At 69.0% G+C, this 22,784-nt stretch carries 19 protein-coding genes and 1 pseudogene; 12 read left to right on the forward strand and 8 right to left on the reverse strand.

Going from position 1 to position 22,784, the window contains the following annotated elements; all coding sequences use genetic code 11:
- The first annotated feature begins 27 nt into the window (after positions 1 to 27).
- Positions 28 to 351, forward strand: a complete 324-nt coding sequence (gene clpS, locus QHF85_RS09415) for an ATP-dependent Clp protease adapter ClpS (RefSeq protein ID WP_136934609.1) — start codon at positions 28 to 30, stop codon at positions 349 to 351.
- Between the two features lie 5 nt (positions 352 to 356).
- Entirely contained in the window at positions 357 to 2,681 is a 2,325-nt protein-coding gene (gene clpA, locus QHF85_RS09420) for an ATP-dependent Clp protease ATP-binding subunit ClpA (protein ID WP_281326764.1), read from the forward strand.
- Positions 2,682 to 2,745: 64 nt separating this feature from the next.
- Here the strand turns inward: clpA and apaG are convergent, their stop codons facing one another.
- Complete coding sequence (apaG, locus tag QHF85_RS09425; RefSeq protein ID WP_281326765.1) at positions 2,746 to 3,132, reverse strand: Co2+/Mg2+ efflux protein ApaG; 387 nt, start codon at positions 3,130 to 3,132, stop codon at positions 2,746 to 2,748.
- Positions 3,133 to 3,240: 108 nt separating this feature from the next.
- On the opposite strand from apaG, the gene QHF85_RS09430 reads away from it, so the two are divergent.
- A complete protein-coding gene (locus QHF85_RS09430) occupies positions 3,241 to 4,302 on the forward strand; it encodes a rhomboid family intramembrane serine protease (protein WP_281326766.1) in 1,062 nt (353 codons plus the stop codon).
- 6 nt (positions 4,303 to 4,308) lie between these two features.
- Here the strand turns inward: QHF85_RS09430 and QHF85_RS09435 are convergent, their stop codons facing one another.
- Positions 4,309 to 5,520: a hypothetical protein gene (locus QHF85_RS09435; protein WP_281326767.1), complete on the reverse strand. Its 1,212-nt coding sequence runs from the start codon at positions 5,518 to 5,520 to the stop codon at positions 4,309 to 4,311.
- A gap of 91 nt (positions 5,521 to 5,611) precedes the next feature.
- On the opposite strand from QHF85_RS09435, the gene QHF85_RS09440 reads away from it, so the two are divergent.
- From QHF85_RS09440 to QHF85_RS09455, 4 genes are all read left to right on the forward strand, one after another.
- A complete protein-coding gene (locus QHF85_RS09440) occupies positions 5,612 to 5,812 on the forward strand; it encodes a hypothetical protein (protein WP_281326768.1) in 201 nt (66 codons plus the stop codon).
- 131 nt (positions 5,813 to 5,943) lie between these two features.
- Positions 5,944 to 7,095, forward strand: coding sequence for an acyl-CoA dehydrogenase family protein (locus tag QHF85_RS09445; RefSeq protein WP_281326769.1), 1,152 nt, complete (start codon positions 5,944 to 5,946; stop codon positions 7,093 to 7,095).
- A 5-nt stretch (positions 7,096 to 7,100) separates the two neighbouring features.
- Positions 7,101 to 7,730, forward strand: a complete 630-nt coding sequence (locus tag QHF85_RS09450) for a hypothetical protein (RefSeq protein WP_281326770.1) — start codon at positions 7,101 to 7,103, stop codon at positions 7,728 to 7,730.
- Positions 7,731 to 7,861: 131 nt separating this feature from the next.
- Positions 7,862 to 9,421, forward strand: coding sequence for a hypothetical protein (locus QHF85_RS09455; protein ID WP_281326771.1), 1,560 nt, complete (start codon positions 7,862 to 7,864; stop codon positions 9,419 to 9,421).
- Here QHF85_RS09455 and QHF85_RS09460 read toward each other — a convergent pair.
- A complete protein-coding gene (locus QHF85_RS09460) occupies positions 9,418 to 10,533 on the reverse strand; it encodes a pyridoxal-phosphate dependent enzyme (RefSeq protein WP_281326772.1) in 1,116 nt (371 codons plus the stop codon). The two genes, QHF85_RS09455 and QHF85_RS09460, sit on opposite strands and share 4 nt — an antisense overlap.
- A 117-nt stretch (positions 10,534 to 10,650) precedes the next feature.
- Between QHF85_RS09460 and serC the strand changes: the two genes are divergently transcribed.
- The 5 genes and pseudogenes from serC to QHF85_RS09485 all read left to right on the forward strand — a co-directional run bounded on the left by serC (position 10,651) and on the right by QHF85_RS09485 (position 17,257).
- Entirely contained in the window at positions 10,651 to 11,739 is a 1,089-nt protein-coding gene (gene serC, locus QHF85_RS09465; RefSeq protein ID WP_281326773.1) for a 3-phosphoserine/phosphohydroxythreonine transaminase, read from the forward strand.
- A gap of 172 nt (positions 11,740 to 11,911) precedes the next feature.
- The gene (locus QHF85_RS09470; protein ID WP_281326774.1) at positions 11,912 to 13,348 is read left to right on the forward strand and encodes a serine/threonine-protein kinase; all 1,437 of its coding nucleotides are present in this window, start codon (positions 11,912 to 11,914) and stop codon (positions 13,346 to 13,348) included.
- 52 nt (positions 13,349 to 13,400) lie between these two features.
- Complete coding sequence (locus tag QHF85_RS09475) at positions 13,401 to 14,453, forward strand: hypothetical protein (RefSeq protein WP_281326775.1); 1,053 nt, start codon at positions 13,401 to 13,403, stop codon at positions 14,451 to 14,453.
- A 1,577-nt stretch (positions 14,454 to 16,030) separates the two neighbouring features.
- Positions 16,031 to 16,351, forward strand: a pseudogene (locus QHF85_RS49760) (general stress protein); the annotation flags it as partial.
- 162 nt (positions 16,352 to 16,513) lie between these two features.
- Positions 16,514 to 17,257, forward strand: a complete 744-nt coding sequence (locus QHF85_RS09485; RefSeq protein WP_281326777.1) for an MBL fold metallo-hydrolase — start codon at positions 16,514 to 16,516, stop codon at positions 17,255 to 17,257.
- On the opposite strand, the gene QHF85_RS09490 is transcribed toward QHF85_RS09485, so the two are convergent.
- The 5 genes from QHF85_RS09490 to QHF85_RS09510 form a co-directional block, all read right to left on the reverse strand.
- Entirely contained in the window at positions 17,258 to 19,723 is a 2,466-nt protein-coding gene (locus tag QHF85_RS09490) for a M1 family aminopeptidase (RefSeq protein WP_281326778.1), read from the reverse strand.
- A 31-nt stretch (positions 19,724 to 19,754) separates the two neighbouring features.
- The gene (locus QHF85_RS09495) at positions 19,755 to 20,690 is read right to left on the reverse strand and encodes a fatty acid desaturase (RefSeq protein WP_281326779.1); all 936 of its coding nucleotides are present in this window, start codon (positions 20,688 to 20,690) and stop codon (positions 19,755 to 19,757) included.
- Between the two features lie 157 nt (positions 20,691 to 20,847).
- Complete coding sequence (locus QHF85_RS09500) at positions 20,848 to 21,138, reverse strand: type II toxin-antitoxin system RelE/ParE family toxin (protein WP_281326780.1); 291 nt, start codon at positions 21,136 to 21,138, stop codon at positions 20,848 to 20,850.
- Entirely contained in the window at positions 21,135 to 21,365 is a 231-nt protein-coding gene (locus tag QHF85_RS09505) for an addiction module protein (protein ID WP_281326781.1), read from the reverse strand. Before QHF85_RS09505 ends, QHF85_RS09500 begins: the two co-directional genes overlap by 4 nt.
- A gap of 81 nt (positions 21,366 to 21,446) precedes the next feature.
- Positions 21,447 to 22,775, reverse strand: a complete 1,329-nt coding sequence (locus QHF85_RS09510) for a M18 family aminopeptidase (RefSeq protein ID WP_281326782.1) — start codon at positions 22,773 to 22,775, stop codon at positions 21,447 to 21,449.
- Positions 22,776 to 22,784 lie beyond the last annotated feature (9 nt).

Here is a 22,784-nt window from a genome sequence, read left to right on the forward strand (position 1 = left end):
GCTATTCTGTTCGGCCCCCCCAGACGTATGGCGAACGATCCGCGTGAACGAGAGGACCACGAAGGCGATCTCGCGACCCAGAAGAAGCGCAAGGTCGAGAAGGTCCGCCGCTACAAGGTCCTCCTCCACAACGACAACTACACGACGATGGAATTCGTCGTTCTCGTGCTCGTGAAGTTCTTTCACAGGACCGACACGGAAGCGACGCACATCATGCTCAGCGTGCACCACAAGGGCAGCGGCGTCGCGGGCGTCTACACCAAGGACGTCGCCGAGACGAAGGTCACCCAGGTGCAAAGCTTCGCGAGGCAACACGGCATGCCCCTCCGGCTTTCGGCCGAACCCGAGTGAGAACCATGAAGATCAGCCCCGAGGTCGAGATCGCCTTCAAGCTGGCCACGCACGAGGCCATCCGCCGACGGCACGAGTACGTGACCGTCGAGCATCTTCTCTACGCGCTCACGTTCGACGAGGAGACGGCGAACGTGATCCGCAAGGCGGGCGGAGATCCATCGAAGCTGAAGAAGCGCCTGGAGCGCTTCCTCGAAGAAGAGATCGAGGCCTTGCCCGATCACGTCGACTCCGAGCCCGTCGTCTCGCTCGGCTTCCAGAACGTCGTCGGCCGCGCGGCCGTGCACGTCCAGAATACGAACCAGAAAGAGCTGAAGGGCGCGAACGTCCTCGTCGCGGTCTTCTCCGAGCGCGACTCGCCCGCCGTGCAGATGCTCCGCGACGCCGACGTGCAGCGGCTCGACGTGGTGAACTACCTGTCGCACGGCATCGCGAAGGACGGCCAGGATGACGAGATCGGCCCCGAGGACGCGACCGAAGGCGCGGACGCCGCCGAGGCCGAGGGCGAAGGCCGCGAGAGCCGCCGCGATCCGCTCGCCTCGTTCACCGTGAACCTGAACAAGGAAGCGGAGAGCGGGCGCATCGATCCGCTGGTCGGCCGGACGATCGAGCTCGAACGCACGATCCAGGTCCTCGCGCGCCGCCGCAAGAACAACCCCTTGCTCATCGGCGACGCCGGCGTCGGCAAGACCGCGATTGCCGAGGGCCTGGCCATGAAGATCGTCAAGGGCGACGTCCCGCATGCGATCAAGGGCGCGACGATCTACGCGCTCGACATGGGCGCGCTCATCGCTGGCACGCGCTACCGCGGCGACTTCGAGAACCGGCTGAAGGGCGTGCTCAAGGCGCTCGAAAAGCAGCCGGGCGCGATCCTCTTCATCGACGAGATCCACACGATCATCGGCGCCGGCGCCGCGAGCGGCGGCACGATGGACGCCTCGAACCTCTTGAAGCCCGCGCTCGCATCCGGTCGCCTGCGTTGCATCGGCGCGACGACCTTCCAGGAGTACCGCGGCCACCTCGAGCGCGACAGCGCCCTCGCGCGCCGCTTCCAGCGCATCGAGATCAACGAGCCCTCGGTCGACGAGACGCGCCAGATCCTCGAAGGCCTGCGCAAGCACTACGAGGAGTTCCACAAGGTCAAGTTCACGGACGCCGCGCTCGAGGCGGCCGCGAAGCTCAGCGACCGCTACCTCCGCGATCGGCGTCTGCCCGACAAGGCGATCGATCTGCTCGACGAGGCCGGCGCCGCCGCGCGCCTCGCCCACGGCGACGACTACACGGTCGACGTGTCCGACATCGAGATCGTCGTCGCGAAGATGGCCCAGATCCCGCCGCGCCAGGTCTCGACCTCGGATCGCGCGCAGCTCAAGGATCTGCAGAAGGAGCTCGAAGGCGTGGTCTTCGGCCAGGCCGAGGCCGTCTCGCAGCTCGCGAGCGCCATCAAGCTCTCCCGCGCGGGCCTGCGCTCGCCGGAGAAGCCGATCGGCTCGTTCCTCTTCACGGGCCCGACGGGCGTCGGCAAGACCGAGCTCGCCAAGCAGCTCGCGAAGGTCATGGGGATCGAGTTCCTCCGCTTCGACATGAGCGAGTACCAGGAGCGGCACACGGTCTCGCGCCTCATCGGCGCGCCGCCCGGCTACGTCGGCTTCGATCGCGGCGGCCTGCTCACCGAGGCGATCGCGAAGACGCCGCACGCCGTGCTCCTGCTCGACGAGATCGAGAAGGCGCACCCGGACATCTTCCAGGTGCTCCTGCAGGTCATGGACCACGGCACGCTCACGGACAACAACGGCAAGAAGAGCTCCTTCCGGCACGTCGTGCTCATCATGACGAGCAACGTCGGCGCCCGGGAGCTCACGCAGACGCGCCTCGGCTTCGGCGAACGCGGCAACGTGGGCGACGACGATCGCGCCTTCAAGAACGTGTTCAGCCCGGAGTTCAGGAACCGGCTCGACGCGCGCATCATGTTCAAGCCGCTCGATCCGAGCGTCATGGGCAGCATCGTCGACAAGTTCATCCGCGAGATCGAGGCGCTCGTGGGCGACAAGGGCGTGAGCATCCAGGTGACGGACGCGGCGCGCGATTACCTCGCGAAGAAGGGCTACGATCCGGCCTTCGGCGCGCGCCCGCTCGGTCGCGTCATCGAGCGCGAGCTCAAGCCTCGCCTCGGCGACGAGATCCTCTTCGGCGAGCTCGAGCACGGCGGAAAGGCCGTGGTCGACCTGAAGGACGGTGAGCTCTCGTTCTCGTTCCTCCCGAACGAGCCGCCGGCCGAGGAGAAGAAGGCCGAAACGCCGAAGGAGACCGAGGCGCCGGCCCAGGCCTGACGCGACGGCGCGCGCAGGCGAACGAGCGGGGGCTCTTCCCACGGGAGGAGCCCCCGTTTTCGTTTCAGTTCAGCGAGTAGGGCATCGCAAGCGTGAAAGGCGCGATCTCGGCGTCGAACGCGGGCCCGCCGCGCTCGGGGTACATCTGGTAGGTGCCGTGCATCGTGCCGCGCGGCGTTTCGAGCACGCAGCCGCTCGTGTACTCGAAGTGCTCGCCGGGCCGGAGGGTCGGCTGCTTGCCGACGACGCCAGGGCCTCGCACTTCTTCGATCTTCCCGTTGCCGTCGGTGATGACCCAGTGCCGGGTGCGTAGCTGCGCGGTCTCGCTGCCCTCGTTCGAGATGCGTATCGTGTAAGCGAACACGTAACGCCTCGCGCTCGGCATGGATTGCGCCGGCACGTACACGGTTGTCACGTGGACGCGGATTCCGTTCGTGATGGCGGTGGACACGTTCCTGCCGTGCCACGCGCCCGCGCCGTCCACAAGGGGACTTTCGGAGGTGACGGAAAGCCGGGCCGTGTTGACAGCTCTCATGCTCGTCCGCACGTTCCCCGAACCGTGAACGACAACGACGACCATTCAGGCGAGCGAGCTGCTCCAGCGCAGATCACGTCCCTCCCTTCCCTGTCCTCGCCGTTCGTGGGGGTCACGGGGGCCGCGTCCTCGGAGGCGCCGGGCGGGCTCGTGCCGGTCGACCCGCTCCCGGGCCTCACGGTCATCGGCCCGGTGCACGAGCGCAAGGCGCGGGATTGGTCGCTCGTCCTGCAGTCGATGTCGGTCTGGCACATGATGCGCTGGACGTACCGGGGCTGGGTCCTCGTCGTGCGGGACGAGGACTACGAACAAGCGTCGAGCTCGATCGATCGGTACGAGACCGAGAATCGGGACTGGCCGCCGCAGAAGGTCCGCGAGCGGCCGCGGCACGCGCCCTCGATCGTCGCGCCGCTCCTCTTCGCCGCGCTCGCCTTGTTTTTCCTGGTCACGGGGCCCGTCGCGCACAACTCGTTCTGGTTCCAGCGCGGCCGCGCCGAGAGCAACCTCATCCTCAGCGCCGAGCCTTGGCGCGCGCTGACGGCGCTCACGCTGCACGCGGACTCGTCGCACGTGATTGGCAACGTCATTTCGGGCTCGATCTTCGCGTCGGCGGTGCAACGCAGGCTCGGCCCGGGCGGCGCTGCGCTCGCGATCCTCGCGGCGGGCACGCTGGGCAACGTGGCGAACGCGGTCGCGTATCACACGATGGGCCATGACGTGCATCGCTCGATCGGCGCGTCGACGGCGGTCTTCGGGGCGATCGGGTTGCTCGCGGCCACGCAGCTCGGGCTCGATCGGCATCACGCGGCGGGGCGAAAGCGGACGATGCAGGAGATCGCCGCGCCGATCGTCGGCGGGCTCGCGCTGCTCGGAGCGCTCGGCGCGAGCCCCGAGTCCGATCTCGGCGCGCATTTCTTCGGGTTCGTCGCGGGCGTGGTCGTGGGCCTCGGCGCGGCGCTCGTCCTGCGCAAGACGCGGCCTTCGCCGCGGCCGTGGCTCCAGGTGGGGCTGCTCGGAGCCACGACGGCGCTCATCCTCGGCGCGTGGCGGCTGGCGCTGCCGTATCGGCTCGTCTGGCCGTTCTGAGTTGGATCAGTCGACGGGCCAGAGCCCGACCGTGCCGCCGACCCACGTGAGATCCTTGTTCTGATCCACGCCGAGCATCTTGCCGCGCGAGAGCCGCACGAGGTTCAGCACGAGCTCGGGCGCGGGCTCGTCGGGGGCGCGCAGGAACATCATGCGCACCTCGCCCTTCACGCCCGATCCGTCGGGCATCGGGAGCGCGGGCTCGTAGGAAATCTTTTCCTGCAAGAGCCAGCCGTGCCGATCCGACTCCGGGATCGCCGCGATGTCTTCCTTCGTCGGATCCACCTTCACGCCCGCGCCCGCGAACGAGAAGAGCGGCTTCAGCACGTAGCGCTCGAGATCCTGCGGGATCTCCTGGAGCTCCGAGAGGTAGCGGGCGCGCGGCACGGCCGGGTGATCGATGTACGGCAGCGTGTACTTCGACCACGTCCAGTACCAGTTCGGGTGCGAGCACCACGTGATGTCGAGGTCGTCGGTGTAGCGGAACGGCAGCTCCATCTTGCGCGCCTCGAGCTCGTCGAAGACCACGCGGTTGTAGATGCGCCGCACCTGCACGAGCTTGCCGTTCACCTTGCGGAAGAGCTTTCGCCCCTCGCGCACGAGCGTCGTCGGGCAGACCGCGTCGACGCCGACGAGCTCCTTCGTCGCGAGGAAGTCCGGGTACGTCTTCTGGTTCGGCGGATCGATGTCGAGCAGCACGACGTTCGCCGGATCCTCGCCGCCGAGCACGGCCTTGCGCAGCCGCGCGACGAACCCTTCGCGATCGAGGCCGCCGAAGAAGATCGACCATTTCCGATCGAGCCCAGGCATCGCGCGCAGCATCTCGGCCATGACGTCGCTCTGCAGCACCATGAGCGCGTAGAGCGAGGGGAACGCTTGCAGCTCGACCACGCGGCCTTCGAGCTCTCCGCTCGGCCCGCGCACGATCGCGAAGTCGACCTGCACGCAGTTCGGCAAGGGGTCCATCCCCGGCGCGTCGAGGCGCGCGGGGATCGCGCGCTTCATCGTCTCGATCACGCTCGGCCGCGAGATCTGCTGCACGATCTCGGTGGCGGATTTCGCGAGGTAGGTGCGAAGCCCCTCGGGCAAGAAGAGCGGCGTCTCGGCCACGCGGAACGGGATTTTCGAGCCTACCCGGCGCTCGAGGCGCGTGAGGTAGTCCGCGTAGGTGTCGGGTCCGAAGGCGGCGTTGTAGGCGCGGCGAAATGCGGGCTCCATGCGCTCTCCTTGGTAGCACGAGCGGGGTGCGTCGCGGCAGGGGACCGAAGGAGGATGGATCCCGGCCCCCGTCGGGTGGTAACGTCCCCCCGTGCTCACCCGACGCTTCATCACGGCCCTCGGGGTCGTGATCCTTTCGCTCTCGGCGACGGCGTGTTCGTCCCTGACGCGTCCCGACGAGATCACCATCAAGGCTGAGCCTGCGGCGGCTCCCGCGCCCCCGCCTGCTCCCGCGGCTCCTGCCGGGCAGCCCGGCGCCGCGCCTGCCGCCGCGCCTGGTGGAGGTGGTTGAGGCGGTTGACGAGGCTCCGGTCCGGAGCCTGAAAAACCCTGCCTCGAACCCCCTCCGCCCCGCGACATTCCGCACGCCCAAGGCATGAGCTCGCTCGTCTCGAGCGGCTCGCCCGGAACGGACGGTATCCCGTGACATCCCTGCCCTCGCTCCACGAGACCCCCGAGCACGCCCGGCTGCGTGACGAGATTCGTCGCTTCGCGCGCCGCGACATCGCGCCTTTCGCCCACACCTGGGAGGAGGCGAACGAGTTCCCGCGCGAGCTCTACGAGAAGGCCGCCCGCGCCGGCATGCTCGGCGTCGGGTACCCCGAGGCGTACGGCGGATCCGGCGGGGATCTCTCGCACATGATCGCCGCGACCGAGGAGCTGATCACCGCCGGCACGTCCGTGGGCACGGCCGTCGGCCTGGGCAGCCACGCGATCGCGCTGCCGCCGATTTTGAACTTCGGCACCGAGGAGCAAAAGAAGCGGTTTCTTCCGCCCGTGCTCGCGGGCGAGAAGATCGCGGCGCTCGCGATCACCGAGCCCGGCGGTGGCAGCGACGTCGCCTCGCTCGCGACGCGCGCGATCAAGGACGGCGATCACTACGTCGTCACGGGCGAAAAGACGTTCATCACCTCGGGGTGTCGCGCGGACTTCGTGACGACCGCCGTGCGCACGGGCGGCGAAGGGCACGGCGGGATCTCGCTGCTCGTGATCGAGCGCGGGACGCCGGGTTTCTCCGTGGGCAAGAAGCTCGCGAAGATGGGCTGGTGGGCCTCCGACACGGCCGAGCTCGTCTTCGACGGCTGCCGCGTCCCGCGGGAAAACCTCATCGGCGAGGAGAACGCCGGGTTCATCCCGATCATGACGAACTTCGCCGTCGAGCGCCTTCTGCTCGCCGGCAACTGCGTGGCGATCGCCTCGCTCGCCTACGACGAGGCCGTGCGCTACGCGCGCGAGCGCCGCGCCTTCGGCAAGCCCATCATGGGCTTCCAGGTGCTGCGCCACAAGCTCGCGGACATGGCGACGCGGATCGCGGCGGCGCGCGCGCTCATGAACGACGTCGTCGCGCGCTACCTGCGCGGCGACATGGTCACGGGCCTCGCCGCGATGGCGAAGAACACCGCGACGGACGCTTGCTCGTTCGTCTGCGACGAGGCCGTGCAGATCTTCGGCGGCCACGGCTACATGCGCGAGACGCTCGTCGAGCGTCTCTACCGCGACGCGCGGCTCTACCCGATCGGCGGCGGCACGCGCGAGATCATGAACGAGATCATCTGCAAGACGGAGGGCTACTAGCCACCATGGGAACGCGAAATCGACTCCTCGCTGCTCTGCTCGCGCCCGCCGCGATCTTCGCCCTCACGGCCTGCGAGAAGACGCCCGAGCCTCCTCCGAGCGGCGCGCCGGACAAGGCGCACCCCGCCCCCGCGGCCCCCGCGGGGAGCGCGAGCCCGGGCGCGGCCGCGCCGCAACGCAAGGGCCCGACCGACGTCGCCTACGACGTCCCCGAGGGCTGGCAGAAGGCCGAGAACCCGAGCCCGATGCGCAAGGCGACCTTCAAGATCCCGCGCGCCGAGGGCGATTCCGAGGACGCCGAGATGAGCGTCTCGCAGGCCGGCGGCACGGTCGATCAGAACGTGCAGCGCTGGTCGGGTCAGTTCGAGCGCGGCAAGGACGACACGACATCGCGGCAGGATCGCAAGGTCGGCGACCTCTCGGTGACGGTCGTCGAGATCCACGGCACGTTCTCCGGCGGCATGGCCATGCCGGGCGCCGCGCCGGCCGGGCCGAAGCCGAAATGGGCGCTGCTCGGCGCGATCGTGGAGACCGATGGAGCGCTGACCTTCTTCAAGCTCACGGGCCCCGAGAAGACCGTCACCGCGGCGAAGCCCGCGTTCGACAAGTTCGTCGAAAGCCTGCGCGCCAAATAGCCCTCGACGTCGCCGCCAGCGCGTTACACTGCATGATGTCGCGCCCCGGAATCCCGGCCGCGGCGCCCTTCCCTCGCACGTCCGTTTCCTTGGTTCAGCCATCACGCCCCAGTCGGGGCGGGAGGAATCACATGCGTCGCCGTCGCCGCTCCTTGAAACCGCTTTTTTATGTGCTCGTGGGCCTCGCCACCGGTGCGGCTGTCGCCGCCGGCTGCGCGGCCACGTCGTCCGGCAACAAATTCGAACCCGGCGAAGGGGGCTCCGGGGAGGGCGCGAGCGGCGGCGGCGGCGCGCCGTCGACGTCGAGCGGGATGGGCGGCGATGGAGGGTTCTTCATCCCCGACAACGACGGCGGCACGGACGCCCCGATCGACGTCCCGATGAACCCGTGCGGCACGCAATGCGGCCCCACCGAGCTCTGCGACCCCGACCACCTCGGCACGGACGACGACTGCGACGGCGAGGCGGACGAGGGCTGCCCCTGCTCCGCGGGCCAGGCGCATCCCTGCTTCAAGGGCGATCCGTCCTACCGCGGCACGCCGGGCTGCTTCGACGGCACCATGAAGTGCAGCGAGAACGGCAACTGGTCGTCGTGCATCGGCGGCGTCCACGCCACCGACCTGTGCTTCCTGAACGACACGAACGCCTGCCACGCGATGACGTCGGCGCCGTTCGTCAACGTGAACCTCAAGGAGGGCACGGGCAACTACAGCGCCGACGCGCTGCCGGGCACCGAGACGTGGAGCGTCACGTGCCCCGAGGGCGTGAGCCCCTGCCCTGGCGTGAGCGGCGCGGGCCCCTCCGACGACTTCAAGCCGCTCCAGTCGGGCGAGTACACCGTGACGTACACGAAGGGCGTGGCCGGCGGCGGGACCGCGTCGTGCACGTATCCGCTCTTCGTCGGCGCGCCGGGCCTGCGCGTCGAGCTCGAGTGGGAGCACGACCTCGGCGACGACGGCGTCGACCTCGATCTGCACCTGCACCAGCCGAACAACACGCTGCCCTGGGCCGTCTCGGGCGCGCCACAGGACTGCGCGTGGTCGAACTGCGTCTTCGACGACTTCTCGCCGCCCTCGTTCAACTCGCCGTCCTGGTTCCCGGCGAACGCGATGCCGCCGGAGCCCGTGTCCTGGTATCTCGACCCGGTGTTCGAGAAGAACACCTGCTACTTCGCGCCGCGCGGCGTGGGCCAGGACTGGCAGATCAACGGCCAGGGTTGCCACAACCCGCGGCTCGACCTCGACAACATCAGCTGCGATCCGACGGTCTTGAACCCGGACGACAGCGATTTCTGCGCGCCGGAGAACACGAACGTCGACTTCCCGCCGAAGAACCAGTGGTTCCGCATCGGCGTCCACTACTTCAGCAGCGATAGCAAGCCCTACGACGTGCACCCGAAGATCAAGATCTTCTGCGACGGCGCGCTGAGCGCCGAGCTCGGGCAGAAGGGCTACTACGACCCCGAAACGCCCATCACGTTCACCCCGAGCGACGGCCAGGATCTCGGCGGAGGCAACCGCTTCTGGCTCGTCGCGGACGTGGCGTTCCGCGAGTCGAACCAGTGCGGCGCGCGCGGCTGCGTGGTCAAACCGCTCTACTCGGACGAGGCCGCGAAGACGCCGCTCTTCACCTACGACGAGATCGCCGAGCAGAGCTTCGGCCCCCCCTACCCGCCCTCGCTCGAGCCCTAGATCGGGACGTCTCCTTCGAAAAACCGATGAAAGGCCGGAGGCAACGCCTCCGGCCCGATCGAAGGCTCGGGCCACGTCGCCGAGAGCGTGTTCCAGAGCAAGATCGTCTTGCCCGGATGGGCCACGCACGCGCGGCGCAGGCCCACGAGCGCCTTGCCGCTGTACGTGATCTCGCCCGGCACGCCGAGGAGGCGCGTCACCTCGGGCGCAGCCTCGATCGCCTCGGGTGTCGGGTGCCCGTATCCGCGCCCCGCGACGCCGTGATCGACCTCGAACCGCGGCGGCGGCAGGTTCCGCCGGAGCACGCGTGATCCCGCGTGACGCGCGAGCTTCTGCGCCGTGGCCTCGACGAGGAGCCGCAGCGTCACGCGGTTGCAGGCGAAGCGCTCGGTGATCCGCGCGGCGACGACCGTCGTCGGCCAGCCGAGCAGCATCATGCCGAGCGAGAGCGCCGCCGCCGTGCCGCCGCTCCCCGCGGGCAGGACGATCAGATCCGGCCGCGGCATCTCGCCCCGCGCGACCTGATCGGCGAGCTCGAACGCGGCCCCGACGTAGCCGAGGTTCGCCATCGGCCCCGACGCGCCGGGCGGTACGAAGTACGCCTTGCGCGACGTCGCGAGCTCCCGCGCCGTGAGGATCGCCGTGCGCGCGTAGCCTCCGCCGTGGATCAAGCGCCCGCCGGCGGAGGCTTGCAGCAAGAGCGATCGGCGCGCGAACGAGGTGATGGGCTGGTCGAAGAGCACGCTCGTCACGTCGAAGCCGAGCGCGCGGCCGAACAGGATCGTCGCGGTCACCTGCGTCGAGGCGAGGCCGCCCACGGTGAGGATCTCGCGCGCGCCGCGCGCCTTCGCGTCGGCCAGGATGTGCTCGAAGCGCCGGACTTTGTTGCCGCCGAAGAGCGGCGACGCGAGGTCGTCGCGCTTCATCCAGACGTCGTCGCGCTCGAGGTAGCGCGCGATCGCCGTGCAGCGCTCGACCGGCGTCGGACCGGCCGCGAGCGGCAGCCACGGGACACTTCGGGCGAGGGCGGGAAACTCGGCGAAGAGGCGCGGCTCGCGGGGGCCTTCCGCGCGCGCGCCCGGGGCCGTCCTGGCTGCCGCGTCGTCTTTCATGGCCGGTCCGAGTAGAGCACCGTGCGCGCGGCTCCGCCAGGAGGCGCCCTCGTGCTATACGGTCGCGCCACGAGGCGCGCCGCCTGGCGCGTGGCTCGAGCAGAGGAGACCCGACCGATGGCTCGCGTGCACAACTTCAACGCCGGACCTGCCGCGCTCCCCCTCGCCGCGCTCGAGCGCGCCCAGCGTGAGCTGCTCGATTTCGAGGGCACGGGCATGTCGATCATCGAGCACAGCCACCGCGGCAAGGCGTTCGAGGGCGTGCACGACGAGGCGCTCTCGCTGCTCCGCGAGCTGCTCTCGATCCCCGACGACTACCACGTGCTCTTCCTCCAGGGCGGCGCGAGCCACCAGTTCGCCATGGTGCCGCTGAACCTCCTGCCCGCGGGCAAGAGCGCCGACTACGTCCTCACGGGCGGTTGGTCCGAGAAGGCGTACGAGGAGGCGGGGCGAATCGGCACGGTGCGCGTGGCCGCGACGACGGCCGAGGGCAAGCGGTTCACGCGGATCCCGCGGCAGAACGAGCTCTCGCTCGATCCGAGCGCGGCGTACGCGCACATCACCACGAACAACACGCTCTTCGGCACGCAGTGGCACGACGTCCCGGACACGGGGAGCGTCCCGCTCGTCGGGGACATGTCGAGCGATTTCCTCTGGCGCCCGATCGACGTCCGTCGGTACGCGCTCATTTACGCCGGCGCGCAGAAGAACATCGGGCCCTCGGGCGTCACGGTCGTCATCGCGCGCAAGGACATCGTCGAGCAGGGCCGCAAGGACATCCCCAAGATCTTCCAGTACCGGACGCACGCCGAGAACAACTCGCTCTACAACACGCCGCCGACGTTCGCGATTTACCTCGTGCGCAACGTCCTCGCGATCGCCAAGGAGCAGGGCGGTTTGCCCGAGATCGAGCGGAAAAACCGGGCGAAGGCGGCGCTGCTCTACGGCGCGCTCGACGAGCTCTCGGGGTTTTACCGCGCGCCGGTCGAGCGCGAGAGCCGCAGCGTGATGAACGTCGTCTTCCGCCTCCCCACCGAGGAGCTCGAGAAGCGGTTCGTCGCGGAAGCCGCGAAGCAAGGCATGGTCGGTCTGGCCGGCCATCGCGTCACGGGCGGCATTCGCGCCTCGCTCTACAACGCCGTGGAGCTCGCGTCCGTCGAGGAGCTCGTTCGCTTCATGAAGGATTTCGCGAAGCAAACGGGCTGACGGTGAACTAGATCGCAGACCTTTCCCATCCCGAGGTCATCGATTCAAGTCACGCGCTTGAACGCGAGTGCTCATGACGCTCCGATGACGGTCGCGCGCGCGAGACCATCGTACTTTCCCGCCCGCACGATCCTTCCAAGCTCGGCACATCTTGGAGTAAGCTGGTTCGAGCATGAGTAGCTTGGGCCCCGGAGCCGTGATTGCCGGGAAATATCGCCTGATCGGCCTCCTCGGAAAAGGAGCGATGGGCGAAGTGTGGCGCGCGGAGCACGTGACGCTCGGTGCGCCCGTCGCCATCAAGCTCATCGACGTCGATCTCCTCGGATCGAGCGGCGCCAACGAGAACAGCGAGATCGTGCAGCGCTTCTTCCGCGAGGCGAAGGCCGCGGCCGCGCTGCGCACGCCGCACGTCGTGCAGATCCAGGACCACGGCTACGACGGGCCGCTGCCGTACATCGCGATGGAGATGCTCGAGGGCGAGACGCTCGAGCAGCGCATCGAACGCGTGCGGGTGCTGCCGCCGCTGATGACCACCACGATCATCACGCACATCGCGCGCGCCGTGGGCAAGGCGCACGAGGCCGGCATCGTCCACCGCGATCTCAAGCCGAGCAACGTCTTCCTCGTCCGCAACGACGAGGACGAGATCGCGAAGGTCCTCGACTTCGGCATCGCGAAGGCCATCGGCGGCGGCGTGCTCGGCAGCCAGGGCGGCGTCGCGACGCGCACCGGATCGGTCGTCGGCACGCCTTGCTACATGAGCCCCGAGCAGGCGCTCGGAAACAAGACGATCGATCAGCGCGCCGACCTCTGGGCCCTCGGCGTCATCGCGTACGAATGCGTGGTCGGCGTGCGCCCCTTCGACAGCGAGGCGCTCGGCGATCTCATCGTGCAGATCTGCGCGCGCCCCTTGCCCGTGCCCTCCGCCTTCGGGCGCGTGCCCGACGGCTTCGACGCGTGGTTCGCCAAGGCCTGCGCGCGCGAGCCGAACGAGCGTTTCCAGACCGCGAAGGAGCTCGCCGAGTCGCTGCGCTGGATCCTCTGCCCGGATCAATCGGGCGTCTGGAAGCTCAGCCAAACGCACCCCTCGCTGCCGAACATCGTCATGCCGCAGGCCCGCGTGTCGGCCCCCGGCCCCGAGCCGTCGGCGTTCGCCAAGACGAGCACGCCCGATCCGACGACGATGACCCACCGCGGCCTCGTCTCGGCCGTCGCGCCGGCCCAGCCCGCGCCGAAGAAGATGCGCCCCGCCGTGATCGCGGGCGCCGTCGCGGCCGCGGTGATCAGCGCCGTGACGGTGATCGTACTCCTCGCCTCCACGAGCGGACCGGCCGGGACGACGGACGCGACAAACCCTTCGGCGTCGCCGCCCTCCGCGTCCCCTGCCGCGCCTCCGCCGAAGGAGACGGTCGCCGCGCCGACGACGGCGTCGGCGGCCCCCTCGCCTTCCACGCCCCCCACGAACGAGCCTGCCGCGGGGACCACGAACGCCGCTCCGACGGCCAGCGCAGCGCCATCGTCGACCACGCGGCCCCCGGTCAACAAGGGCGGGACGACGAACAAGAAAACGGGTACGACGAACAAGAAGACGCCCGACTGGGGGATCTGACGTACGCGGGCACTTCCGTTCGCGTACGGCTCGAAGGAGCGTGAGGAGAACGATGCGGTTGTCGAAGGGGATCGGCTCGCTGCTCGTGAGCGCAGCTCTCTGCGCCTCGCCCGCGTGGGCACAGCCGATCGACGATCAGGTGCGTATCGCCGCCCGCGCGCTCGCGGACGAGGGCTTCGCACTCTATGGGGAGGGCAAGTACGCCGACGCGCTCGTCAAGTTCGAACGCGCCGACGCGCTCGTGAACGCGCCGACCGTGAAGCTCCTCTCGGCGCGGACGCTGGAGAAGCTCGGGCGCCTCGTCGAGGCCGCGGAGAAGTACCGCTCGATCACGATCCTGCAGATCGACGACAAGGCCCCCGACGCCTTCCGCGACGCGCAGGGGACGGCCGCCAAGGAGCTCGCCGCGCTCACGCCGCGCATCCCCACGATCGAGCTCACCGTGCAGGGCGCCGGCGCGGAGATCGCGACCGTCATGCTCGACGGCAAGGTTTTTCCGCGCGCGCTCATCGGCGTGAAGACGCCGCTGAACCCCGGCGTGCACCGCGTCGAGGCCGATACGCCGGCCTCCGCGGCCGCCATCGATCTCAAGGTCGACGAGAAGCAGGCCGCCCGCGCCGTGCTGGAGCTCAAGCCGAAGAGCAGCACGGAGCCCGGCGGCGGTGACGTCGTCGCGCCCCCCGGCGGCGACACCGGCACGACCAAGAAGCCGCCCGGCTCCACGCAGCGGATCATCAGCTACGTCAGCCTCGGCGTCGGCGGCGCGGCCACGATCGCCGGCGTCGGCCTCCTCGCCAGCGCCTACTCCACGCGCAGCGACATGGAGACCTACTGCCAGCGCGCGGTGGACGGCGACGAACCCTGCACGAACGTCAGCGAGAAGGACGACACCCCCGTCTCCCCTCTCCGGTACAAGAACTACCGCGAGAGCATCGACACGAGGGCGACGCTCTCGACCGCCATGTTCGTCGTGGGCGGCGTCGGCCTCACGGCGGGGCTCGTCCTCCTCTTGACGGCGCCCAAGGCCAAGCCCGCCACGCCCACCAAGGCGAGCGTCGAGCCCTGGATCGGCATCGGCAGCGCCGGCCTGCGCGGCACCTTCTGAAAAGCTCGCCCGCCGGCCTCTGCGAGGCCCGGCTCGGTCGCCTGAACAAATTGTAAGAATCGGCGGGGGCTGGGCACATGTTCACCCTCGATGGGACGAGCGACCCCGCCGATGGAGATGACCCCCGACGAACGCTCGGTGCTCGAAGCGCGCGCCCGGGCCCCGACCGGGAAGGACACGCACGAGCACAGGCGTGCGCAGCGTGCGAAGATCGTGCTCGCTTGTGCCGAGGGCCATGACGTCGCGTACGTCGCGACGCACATCGGCGTCGGGCGTCGGGTCGTCACGCGCTGGCGCGATAGGTTCGTCCGCGACCGGCTCGCGGGGCTGGACGACCGCCCCCGGCGAGGGGCCCCTCGGCGCATCTCGGACGCACGCATCGACGAGCTCCTCCGCCGAACGCTCGATCCTACGCCCGAGGGCGCTCGCCGCTGGTCCCGACGCACCCTCGCCAGGGCCACCGGGCTCAGCCGCTCCACGGTCGACCGCATCCTGCGCCGTTTCTGCGTCGTCACGGGCCCCCAAGGCCCACGCCGCCCGCCTGGGAGCGCCGCGAGCTCGGGGGGCGCCGCGCGGCCGGCGCCTGCTCCTGGGACCGACATCGACGCAGCCGGGTCCACATCCGACGAGTGTCCAGGTGCGGTCTCGGGTGTCTCTTCGCGCCGCCGACGGAGGGATGCCATCCGCGAGGAACAGACAACCGCTCGTTTTGGCCCACAAAGCTTCGCCGTGGCCCGTTCATGAGTAAGGCCCTCGCCTTACGTGGGATCGCCGAAAAACCCGGCCCGTTTGGCGCAATGCGACGGGGTTTGGCGTATCGCGCTTGATCCGCCGTGAAAAACCTCACGGTCGAGGGCGGCCGCTTCACCTGTGCTCTCGCAAGCCGATGGGCGGGCTCGTGCATCGAAGATGGCCGTCGCGCCCGCTCGATTCCAGGAGCGTCCATCGTGGCGAAGCCGCGTGGTCTCTTCTTTGATTGGCGAGCGTATGCGCCGGAGGGGGTGTGCACCTCCTTGCCCGCACGCCATCGTGCGCTCGCTCGGGCAAGGCCGGGACAGACCTTTCCATCCGGCGCCGCGATCGTCCGCTCGCCGAAAGCGAGCGAGCGGTCACGCGCTTCGCAGCATCGAGAATGAGGCTCTGCCAAACCCGATGAAGTCGTCTGTCCGGCCCGATTCTTTCATGCTCGAGCTCCGCCGTTCGTCGGGGCAAAACACGAGCGTGCGTTCTCTTCGAGCGGGCGTGCACGAGAGCGCTCGCTCCGCGATCATTTCTCATTGCAGCGGGAACGCGCGCTACCGAGCGCAGCTTGACGTCATTTCGCTCGGCCCAACAGCAATCCGCGAAGCAACACGGCGCCCGGCTGGAGCATCGAGCGGGGCGTCACCAAGGAGGGGCAAATGATCGAGAAGGACCAGCACGAGACCGCGAGGAACAGCGGCGAGGTCGAGGACATGAAGCAGGCGGAGGCGTCGCAGGTTCGTGCCGCGCAATCGGACGAGCAGGCGGAGGAGCACGAGCACGAGGGGCCGGTCTCCTCGAGCGACCTCGGTCCGGCGACCGACCGCAAGCCCGCCTCGCAGCGAGGCTTCGCGGCCATGGAACGCGACAAACAGCGCGCCATCGCGAGCAAGGGCGGCAAAGCTGCGCACGAGAAGGGCACGGCGCACGAATTCACGCCCGACGAGGCGCGCCAGGCGGGCAAGAAGGGCGGCGAGGTCGTCAGCCAGAACCGCAAGCACATGGCCGAGATCGGCCGCAAGGGCGGCGAGCGCGTGAGCCAGGACCGCGAGCACATGGCGCAGATCGGCCGCAAGGGCGGCGAGGCCGTGTCGAGCGATCGGGCCCACATGGCCCAGATTGGGCGCAAGGGTGGTGAGGCACGCGGCACGCATTGACCACCATCCCGCTCGCTGGGGGAGCGGCGCCCGTCGCTCCCCTCGCGCGAGGCAGGTAGAGGACGCTGGCTCGGCTCGCCCCGATGGGGCACCATCGGGGCGCGCCATGGCCATGTCTCCGCCTGAAGATCAGCGAACGACGCCGCACGGCGGGAGGCCTTCGTGAGCTCGCTCGTCGTGCGTGTCGTCGGCGTGGGGGACGCATTCACCACGCGGTATTTCAATGCCTGCTTCCTCGTCGAGTCCGGCGGGACGCGGATCCTCGTCGACGCGCCGCCCGCGCTCGGGCGGGCGCTCGGGGATCTCGGCGCGCGCGGCGGCCCGATCGTGGGGCTCGCCGACGTCGATCACGTCGTCATCACGCACCTGCACGGCGATCACGTGGGGGGGCTCGAGCAGCTCCTTTTTTATCGGCGGTTCGTGACGGGCAAGCGCGTCCGGCTCCACGCGGCCCCCGAGGTGCTCGCGGGGCTGTGGGAGACACGCCTCCGGGGCGGGATGGATACCCTCATGTCGCCCGATGGCACCCGCACGTCGCTCACGCTCGACGATTACGCGGACGTGTCGCCGCTCGATGCGGGGAAAAACGCCATCGGCGATCTCGACCTCGAATGGCGGCCGACGATTCACCACATTCCCACGTCCGCGCTGCGGTTCTCCGCGGGCGGGTCTCGCTTCGGGTACAGCGCCGACACGGCGTTCGATCCCACGCTGATCGACTGGCTCGCCGAGGCCGATCTTTTTTTCCACGAGACGAACCTCGGCGTCCACACGCCGCTCGCCTCGCTCGTGGGGCTGCCGGAGGACGTCAAGCGCCGCATGCGGCTCATTCATTATCCGGATTTTCACGATCCGGAGCGCTCGCCCATCGCTTGCACGCACGAGGGCGAGCGCTTCGAGCTCTGATCACAAGCAGTCGTTCGGCTTTTTCGTCAGCGCCCGCGCCGCCTCCGTGAGCGGCGCATCCGCGAGATCGCCGAGAAACGCGGCCTTCGCGGCCGGATCTTCGGCGAGCAGACGCACACCGATGCAGATCGCCCGCGTGTGCACCGGCCGCGTCGCTTCGTCGTGCAGGATGTCGACGAGCTCGTCGACGAACGCACCGAGCCCCGCACCCGTATTGAAGACCGCCCACGAGGCTCCAATCATCGCCGACGGCAACGTCTCCGCGGTCCGCGTCGCGTGGAGCAGGTCCAGGAAAAACGTCACCCACGCCTCCGAGGTGACGTCACGCGCGCGCCGCGCCAGGTGATCGAGCGCGATGCGACGCGCCCGGAGCGAGGGCGCCTTCGAGGCCACCACGCCGAACGTGGCGAGCTCGCGCTCCTCGGGGAGCTGAAACGACGCGAGGTACTGAAGCCGCACGAAGGGCACATCCGCGGCCGAGAGGCCCGCTTCGAGCTTCGGCCATTCCACGCTGAAGAGCTCGTCCAGCGGGACGACGTCGCTGCACGCGGCGAGCCCTCCCGTGCCGATCCACCCGAGCCCGAACGACGGCGGGCCCCCTTCGAGCAGCGGCGCGAGGGCCGCCGCCCAGGCCTCCTTCTCCGCCGCGTCCAGCGTGAGCGACGCGAGCACGCAAGCGAGCTGCAGGGCCATCGCCTTCGCCCCGTCCGCGTCGAGCTCGCCGAGGAGCCCCGGGAGCTCGGCCGGCGTCATCATCGCAGCGCCCGACAAACTCGCCACCCGGAGCGCATTCATCTGCGCCGCCCCGCCGAGCCCCGCGAGCACGGTGTTTCCGTTCGTCGAGAGCGGCACGCGCGCCGAGGTCCATGCCTCCGCGAGTGCGCCGTCTCCAGTGAGCTCGAAATTGGGGTGCACGTCGTCCGGATCCATGACGAGCAAGACGTCCGTCGCCGCGGCCGGAATCACGGCCCGCGCGCCGCCGAGGAGCGACACCTCCTCGGCCGATCCATCCGCGCCGTACCAGCGCACGACGAGCGGCGCGACGAGCGCCCCGTCGGGATCGTCGAGCACGAGCGCGAACGCGGCGTTCGGCTCCGCTTGAAGCGCGATCCGCGGCAGCTTCTTCGCGTCGATCGCGCGCCGCGCCCGCGCCGTCGCCTCCGGCCCGAGGGCATGTTCGAATGCATCGAGGAACGCGTCGGTCCCGATCGCGCCGAACCCGTGCGCGGAGAGGACCTTTCGGAGAATCTCGAAATACACGGCGTCCCCCGTGAGGCTCCGGATCTGCGTGAGCAGCCAGGCGGCGCGGTCGTACGGGCCCGACGTGTATTTGTCGTCCGGCGCGAGGGATCGGTCGCGCACGGGCACCGCGTCCTCGGCGAAGAATTGATCCCCGTGCAGCGACCCCTGCCCGCTCGCGTCCGTGAACGCGCGCCCGGCCTCGTATTCGAGCTGGTTCGCCATTCCCTCCTTGATCCAGACGTCGTCCCAGGTCTCGACGGTGACGAGGTCGCCGAACCATTGATGGGCGAGCTCGTGCGCGGCGAGGTAAAAATCGCCGGAGAGCGCAGGCTCGGTGCTGCTCGTCTCGCGCTGGAACGAGATGCCCGCGTTCTCCATGCCGCCCACGGGGAACGACGGCAGGAGCACGAGGGCGTATCGTTCGAATGGATAAGGTCCGACGAGCGGCGTGAGGTGATCGATCATGCCCGCGAGCGCCTTCGCCATCTCGGCGTGGCTGCCCGGAAGCTCGCGGCGGTGCCAGACCTCGACGGGCAGGCCGGTCTTCGTCTGCGATTTGGCCACCTCGAACTGGCTCACGGCGAACGCCATTTGATAGGTCGGCAGCGTCCAGCTCGTCTCGTATTTCACGCGGTGCGCGTTCGGCCCCTCCTCCGCGTCGAGCACGAGCCTGCCGTTGGCGATGAGCTGCTCCTGGGCCGGGATCGCGAGGGAGACGGAGAACTTCGCGCGATCGCTCGGCTCGTCGTTGCAAGGCATCCACCACGACGCGCCGAGCGGCTCGGAGTCCGTGAAGAGCGCGCGGGCGAGGACGGGATCGCCGAGGCGCGCGGGGATGGCATACAGGTTGTCGCTCGTCCCGACCTCGTAATCGATACGAATCGTGATGGTTTCTCCCGTCGTGACGTTGGACACGTCTTCCAGCGAGATGGCGAGCACGCCGTTCTGGGCGTCGATCTCGTATGCGGGATCCGTGGCGCCGATATGAACGGCTTTCACGGCGACGTGGCTATCGAGGGCGATCGCGGGCGTATCCTCGGTGAGCCTGAGCGCCACGGAGACCGTCGCGTCGAGCTTGCGCGTGTTCCAATCGAACGCGCCTGTGAGCTCGTATCGGTCGACGTCGTAGCCGCGCGTCGCGTCCTCGAGCGGGGAGCTACCGCAGCCGGTGGTCAGGAATGGGAGGGCGAGGGCCGAAAAGAAAGCGAGGCGAAGGGGGCGCATGTCACCATGCTACCCGGGCGGCCTCGGAAGGCTACATGGCGATCGCGCCGAGGTCGTGCCGGACCTCGCGGGGCGGCGGAATCCACTCCTCGTCGGGGCCCTCGGCCGGTATCTCGACGGGCTTTCCATCGTACGTGCGGCGCTTGGAAGGCCATACGAACGTGCGGAAGAGATACGCGAGCATCGAGGGCTGATCGAGCTCCGGGTGGATGAACGGCGCGACTCGCTTCACGTGCTCGGCAGGCAAGAGGCTCCAGTGCAGGCCCGGCTCCATGTGGTGGATCGTGTGGTAGCCGTTGTTGTAGGCCAGGAAATTGACGAACTTGCCGAGGAAATTCCGCGAATGGTTGTATTCGCTGTTTTGATCGCAGCCGTCGTGCTGGAGGTAATTGATGGAGATGATGCCCCAGGCCGCATACTGGTGGGGCAGGATCACGTAGAACAGGAATTTCTTCCAATCGAGCGCGAGGAGGACGCCCATCGTGCCGAGGAAGACCGTCGCCTCGAGGATCATCTGCCGGAACCAGGGCGGGTTCTGGCGGTACATCGCCTTGAAGTACCGCATGTCGGCGAGGAACACGTCCTTGCCCACGGTCGGCATGAAGAGCAAGCCGTTCAAGAGGTTCCAGCGAAAGCGCACCTTCGTCGTGCGCATCACGTCACGTCGCGTCTGCGTGTGCTTGTGGTGGCTCAGGTTGTGGCCGGGCACGAAGGCGCTGACGGGATGGCCGTAGGTCAACGTGAGCACGACCTGGAAGGCCCGGTTCGCCCAGCGCTGCTTGAACACGGGGCAATGCACGGTGTTGTGCGTGGCCACGGCGCCGAGGAACGAGAACACGCACGTCACCGCGAGGAGCGGGATCGCGACCCAAAGCGCGCTCGGCGCATAGACCCACTGCACGGCGACGAGCGCGAAGTAGATCGCCACGAAGCACAACGTCCGGATGTCGGCTCGGTAACGAAGCATGGAAAGTCACCCGCCGGGAAGCCCAGCCTACGTGTGTCGAAAGTTCGACACTCTCTAGCGCATTTTCGACCGTCCAGGGCGTCGAAAATGCGGGCTGGACGTCAGCGGGCTACGAGGCGCCGGGACGTTTGGGCTGTGCAGCGGTCGGGGCCCGCTCTCAGCGGCTCTTCCAGGTGTCCGGGTGACGGTGCAGGTGCATCACCGCGATGATCTCGATCCGGTCCCGGGCCTCGCGGTAAAGGATTCCGTAGGGGAAACGTCGCGTCTGACAGCGCCGCACGCGCTCGGAGAGCTTGGGCCAGACCGCGGGCATGTCGCAGATGCGCCCGAGGGCCGCCTCGACCTCGTCGAGGAACTCCTCGCCCAGGCCCTCGACGCGCCCCTCGTAGAACGCCATCGCCCCCCGCAACTCCTTGCGGGCCGCGGGGTGGAAGAAAAAACGCTTCAACGGGGGCGCGCGCGGAGCTCGCGGAGCACGTCGGCTCCGTCGAGCAGCTCCACTTCACCTGCGTCGATCTGTCGGCAGCGCTCCTCCGCTACCTTCGCCCACGTCTGCTTGATCGCTTCACTCTCGGATTGGCTCAGGCTCTCCAGGATGCAACGAACAAGCTCGGTCCGGGAAGGGACCGGCAAGGAGAGGATCTCGTCGGCGAGCCGTTGCAGTTCGGGCGGCATGCGGGTGCTCCTTGGGAGGAACTCTAGCAGGAACGCTCGGGCGAGGCGAGAGGGGTTCGTCCGGGGAGGGGGAACGCTCCCCTACCCCCGCAAAAAGCGCCTGTACGTCTCGACGGCCCAGTGCACGTCGAGCGTTCCGCACATCTCGCGGCACGAATGCATGCTGAGCATCGGGGCGCCGACATCGACCGTGGGGATCCCGAGCGCAGCCGCCGTGATGGGGCCGATGGTGCTGCCGCAGGGCAGATCCGTGCGGACCACGAATCTCTGCGCCGGATAACCGACGTCGCGGCAGATCTCCTCGAACACCGCCGCCGTGCCGCCGTCCGTCGCGTAGGACTGATTGACGTTCGATTTGATGACGAGGCCCTTGTTCAACATGGGCTGGTGCTGCGGCTCGTGCTGGTCGGCGTAATTGGGGTGGAGCGCGTGCGACATGTCCGCGCTGACCAGGAACGAGCGCGCGAGCGCCCGCTGCAAGCCCTGCGGCTCGCTGCGCGGATAGGCCTCGAGGATCCGCGCGATCGTGTCCTTGAGGACCGTGCCGGCGGCGCCCGCGGCGCTGCGGCTGCCGCACTCTTCGTGGTCGTAGAGCACGATCATCCGGGTCGAGGCGAAGCGGCCCGCCTCGGCGGCGAGCGCGGACGTGGCCGCGTGGCAGCTCGCCAGGTTGTCGAGGCGCGCCGAGAGGACGAACTCCTGCGAGAGGCCGGCAATCGCTGCCTTGGCCGTGTCGTAGAGGCTGAGGTCGTAGCCGAGAATGGCGTCGGGCCGCTCGTCGAGCTCGCGGGCCACGAGGGCGCGCACGTCGGGCGCGGCGCCGAGCCCGACGACCGGGACGAGATGCTTCTGCTCGTTCAAGACGAGCCCTTCCTTGTTGACCGTGCGATTGAGGTGAATCGCGAGGTTCGGCACGCGGGCGACGGCGCGACCGAGGTCGACGAAGCGCGCCGCGGGGCGCTCGCCCTTGCGCTGGCAGAAGACGCGGCCGGCGATGGAGAGGTCGCGGTCGAGCCAGGTCGAGAGCAGCACGCCGCCGTAGACCTCGACGCCGAGCTCCTGGTAGCCGGAGCGCGCGAGGTCGGCGTTCGGCTTGACGCGGAGGTTCGGCGAGTCGGTATGCGCGCCGATCAGGCGGAAGCCGGCGAGCGCGGGGTGCTCGTCGCCGACGACGAAGGCGACGATCGTACCGGCGCGTAGGAAATAGCGGCGATCGCCAGGCGCGAGCTGCCAGGCATCATGCTCCGAGAGCGCGGAGAACCCATGCGCGGAGAGCCGCCGCGCGACCTCCTCGGCCGCGTGATACGGGCTCGGGGCGTGATCGAGGAAGGCGCAGAGATCGCGGGCCGCGGCGAGGCCCTGGGCGCGGAGCTCGCCCTCGCCGGCTTGCTGGAGGAGGGTGTCGGTCATGGTCATGAG

It is taken from the genome of Polyangium sp. 6x1 (assembly GCF_029946515.1).
GTDB lineage: Bacteria > Myxococcota_A > Polyangia > Polyangiales > Polyangiaceae > Polyangium.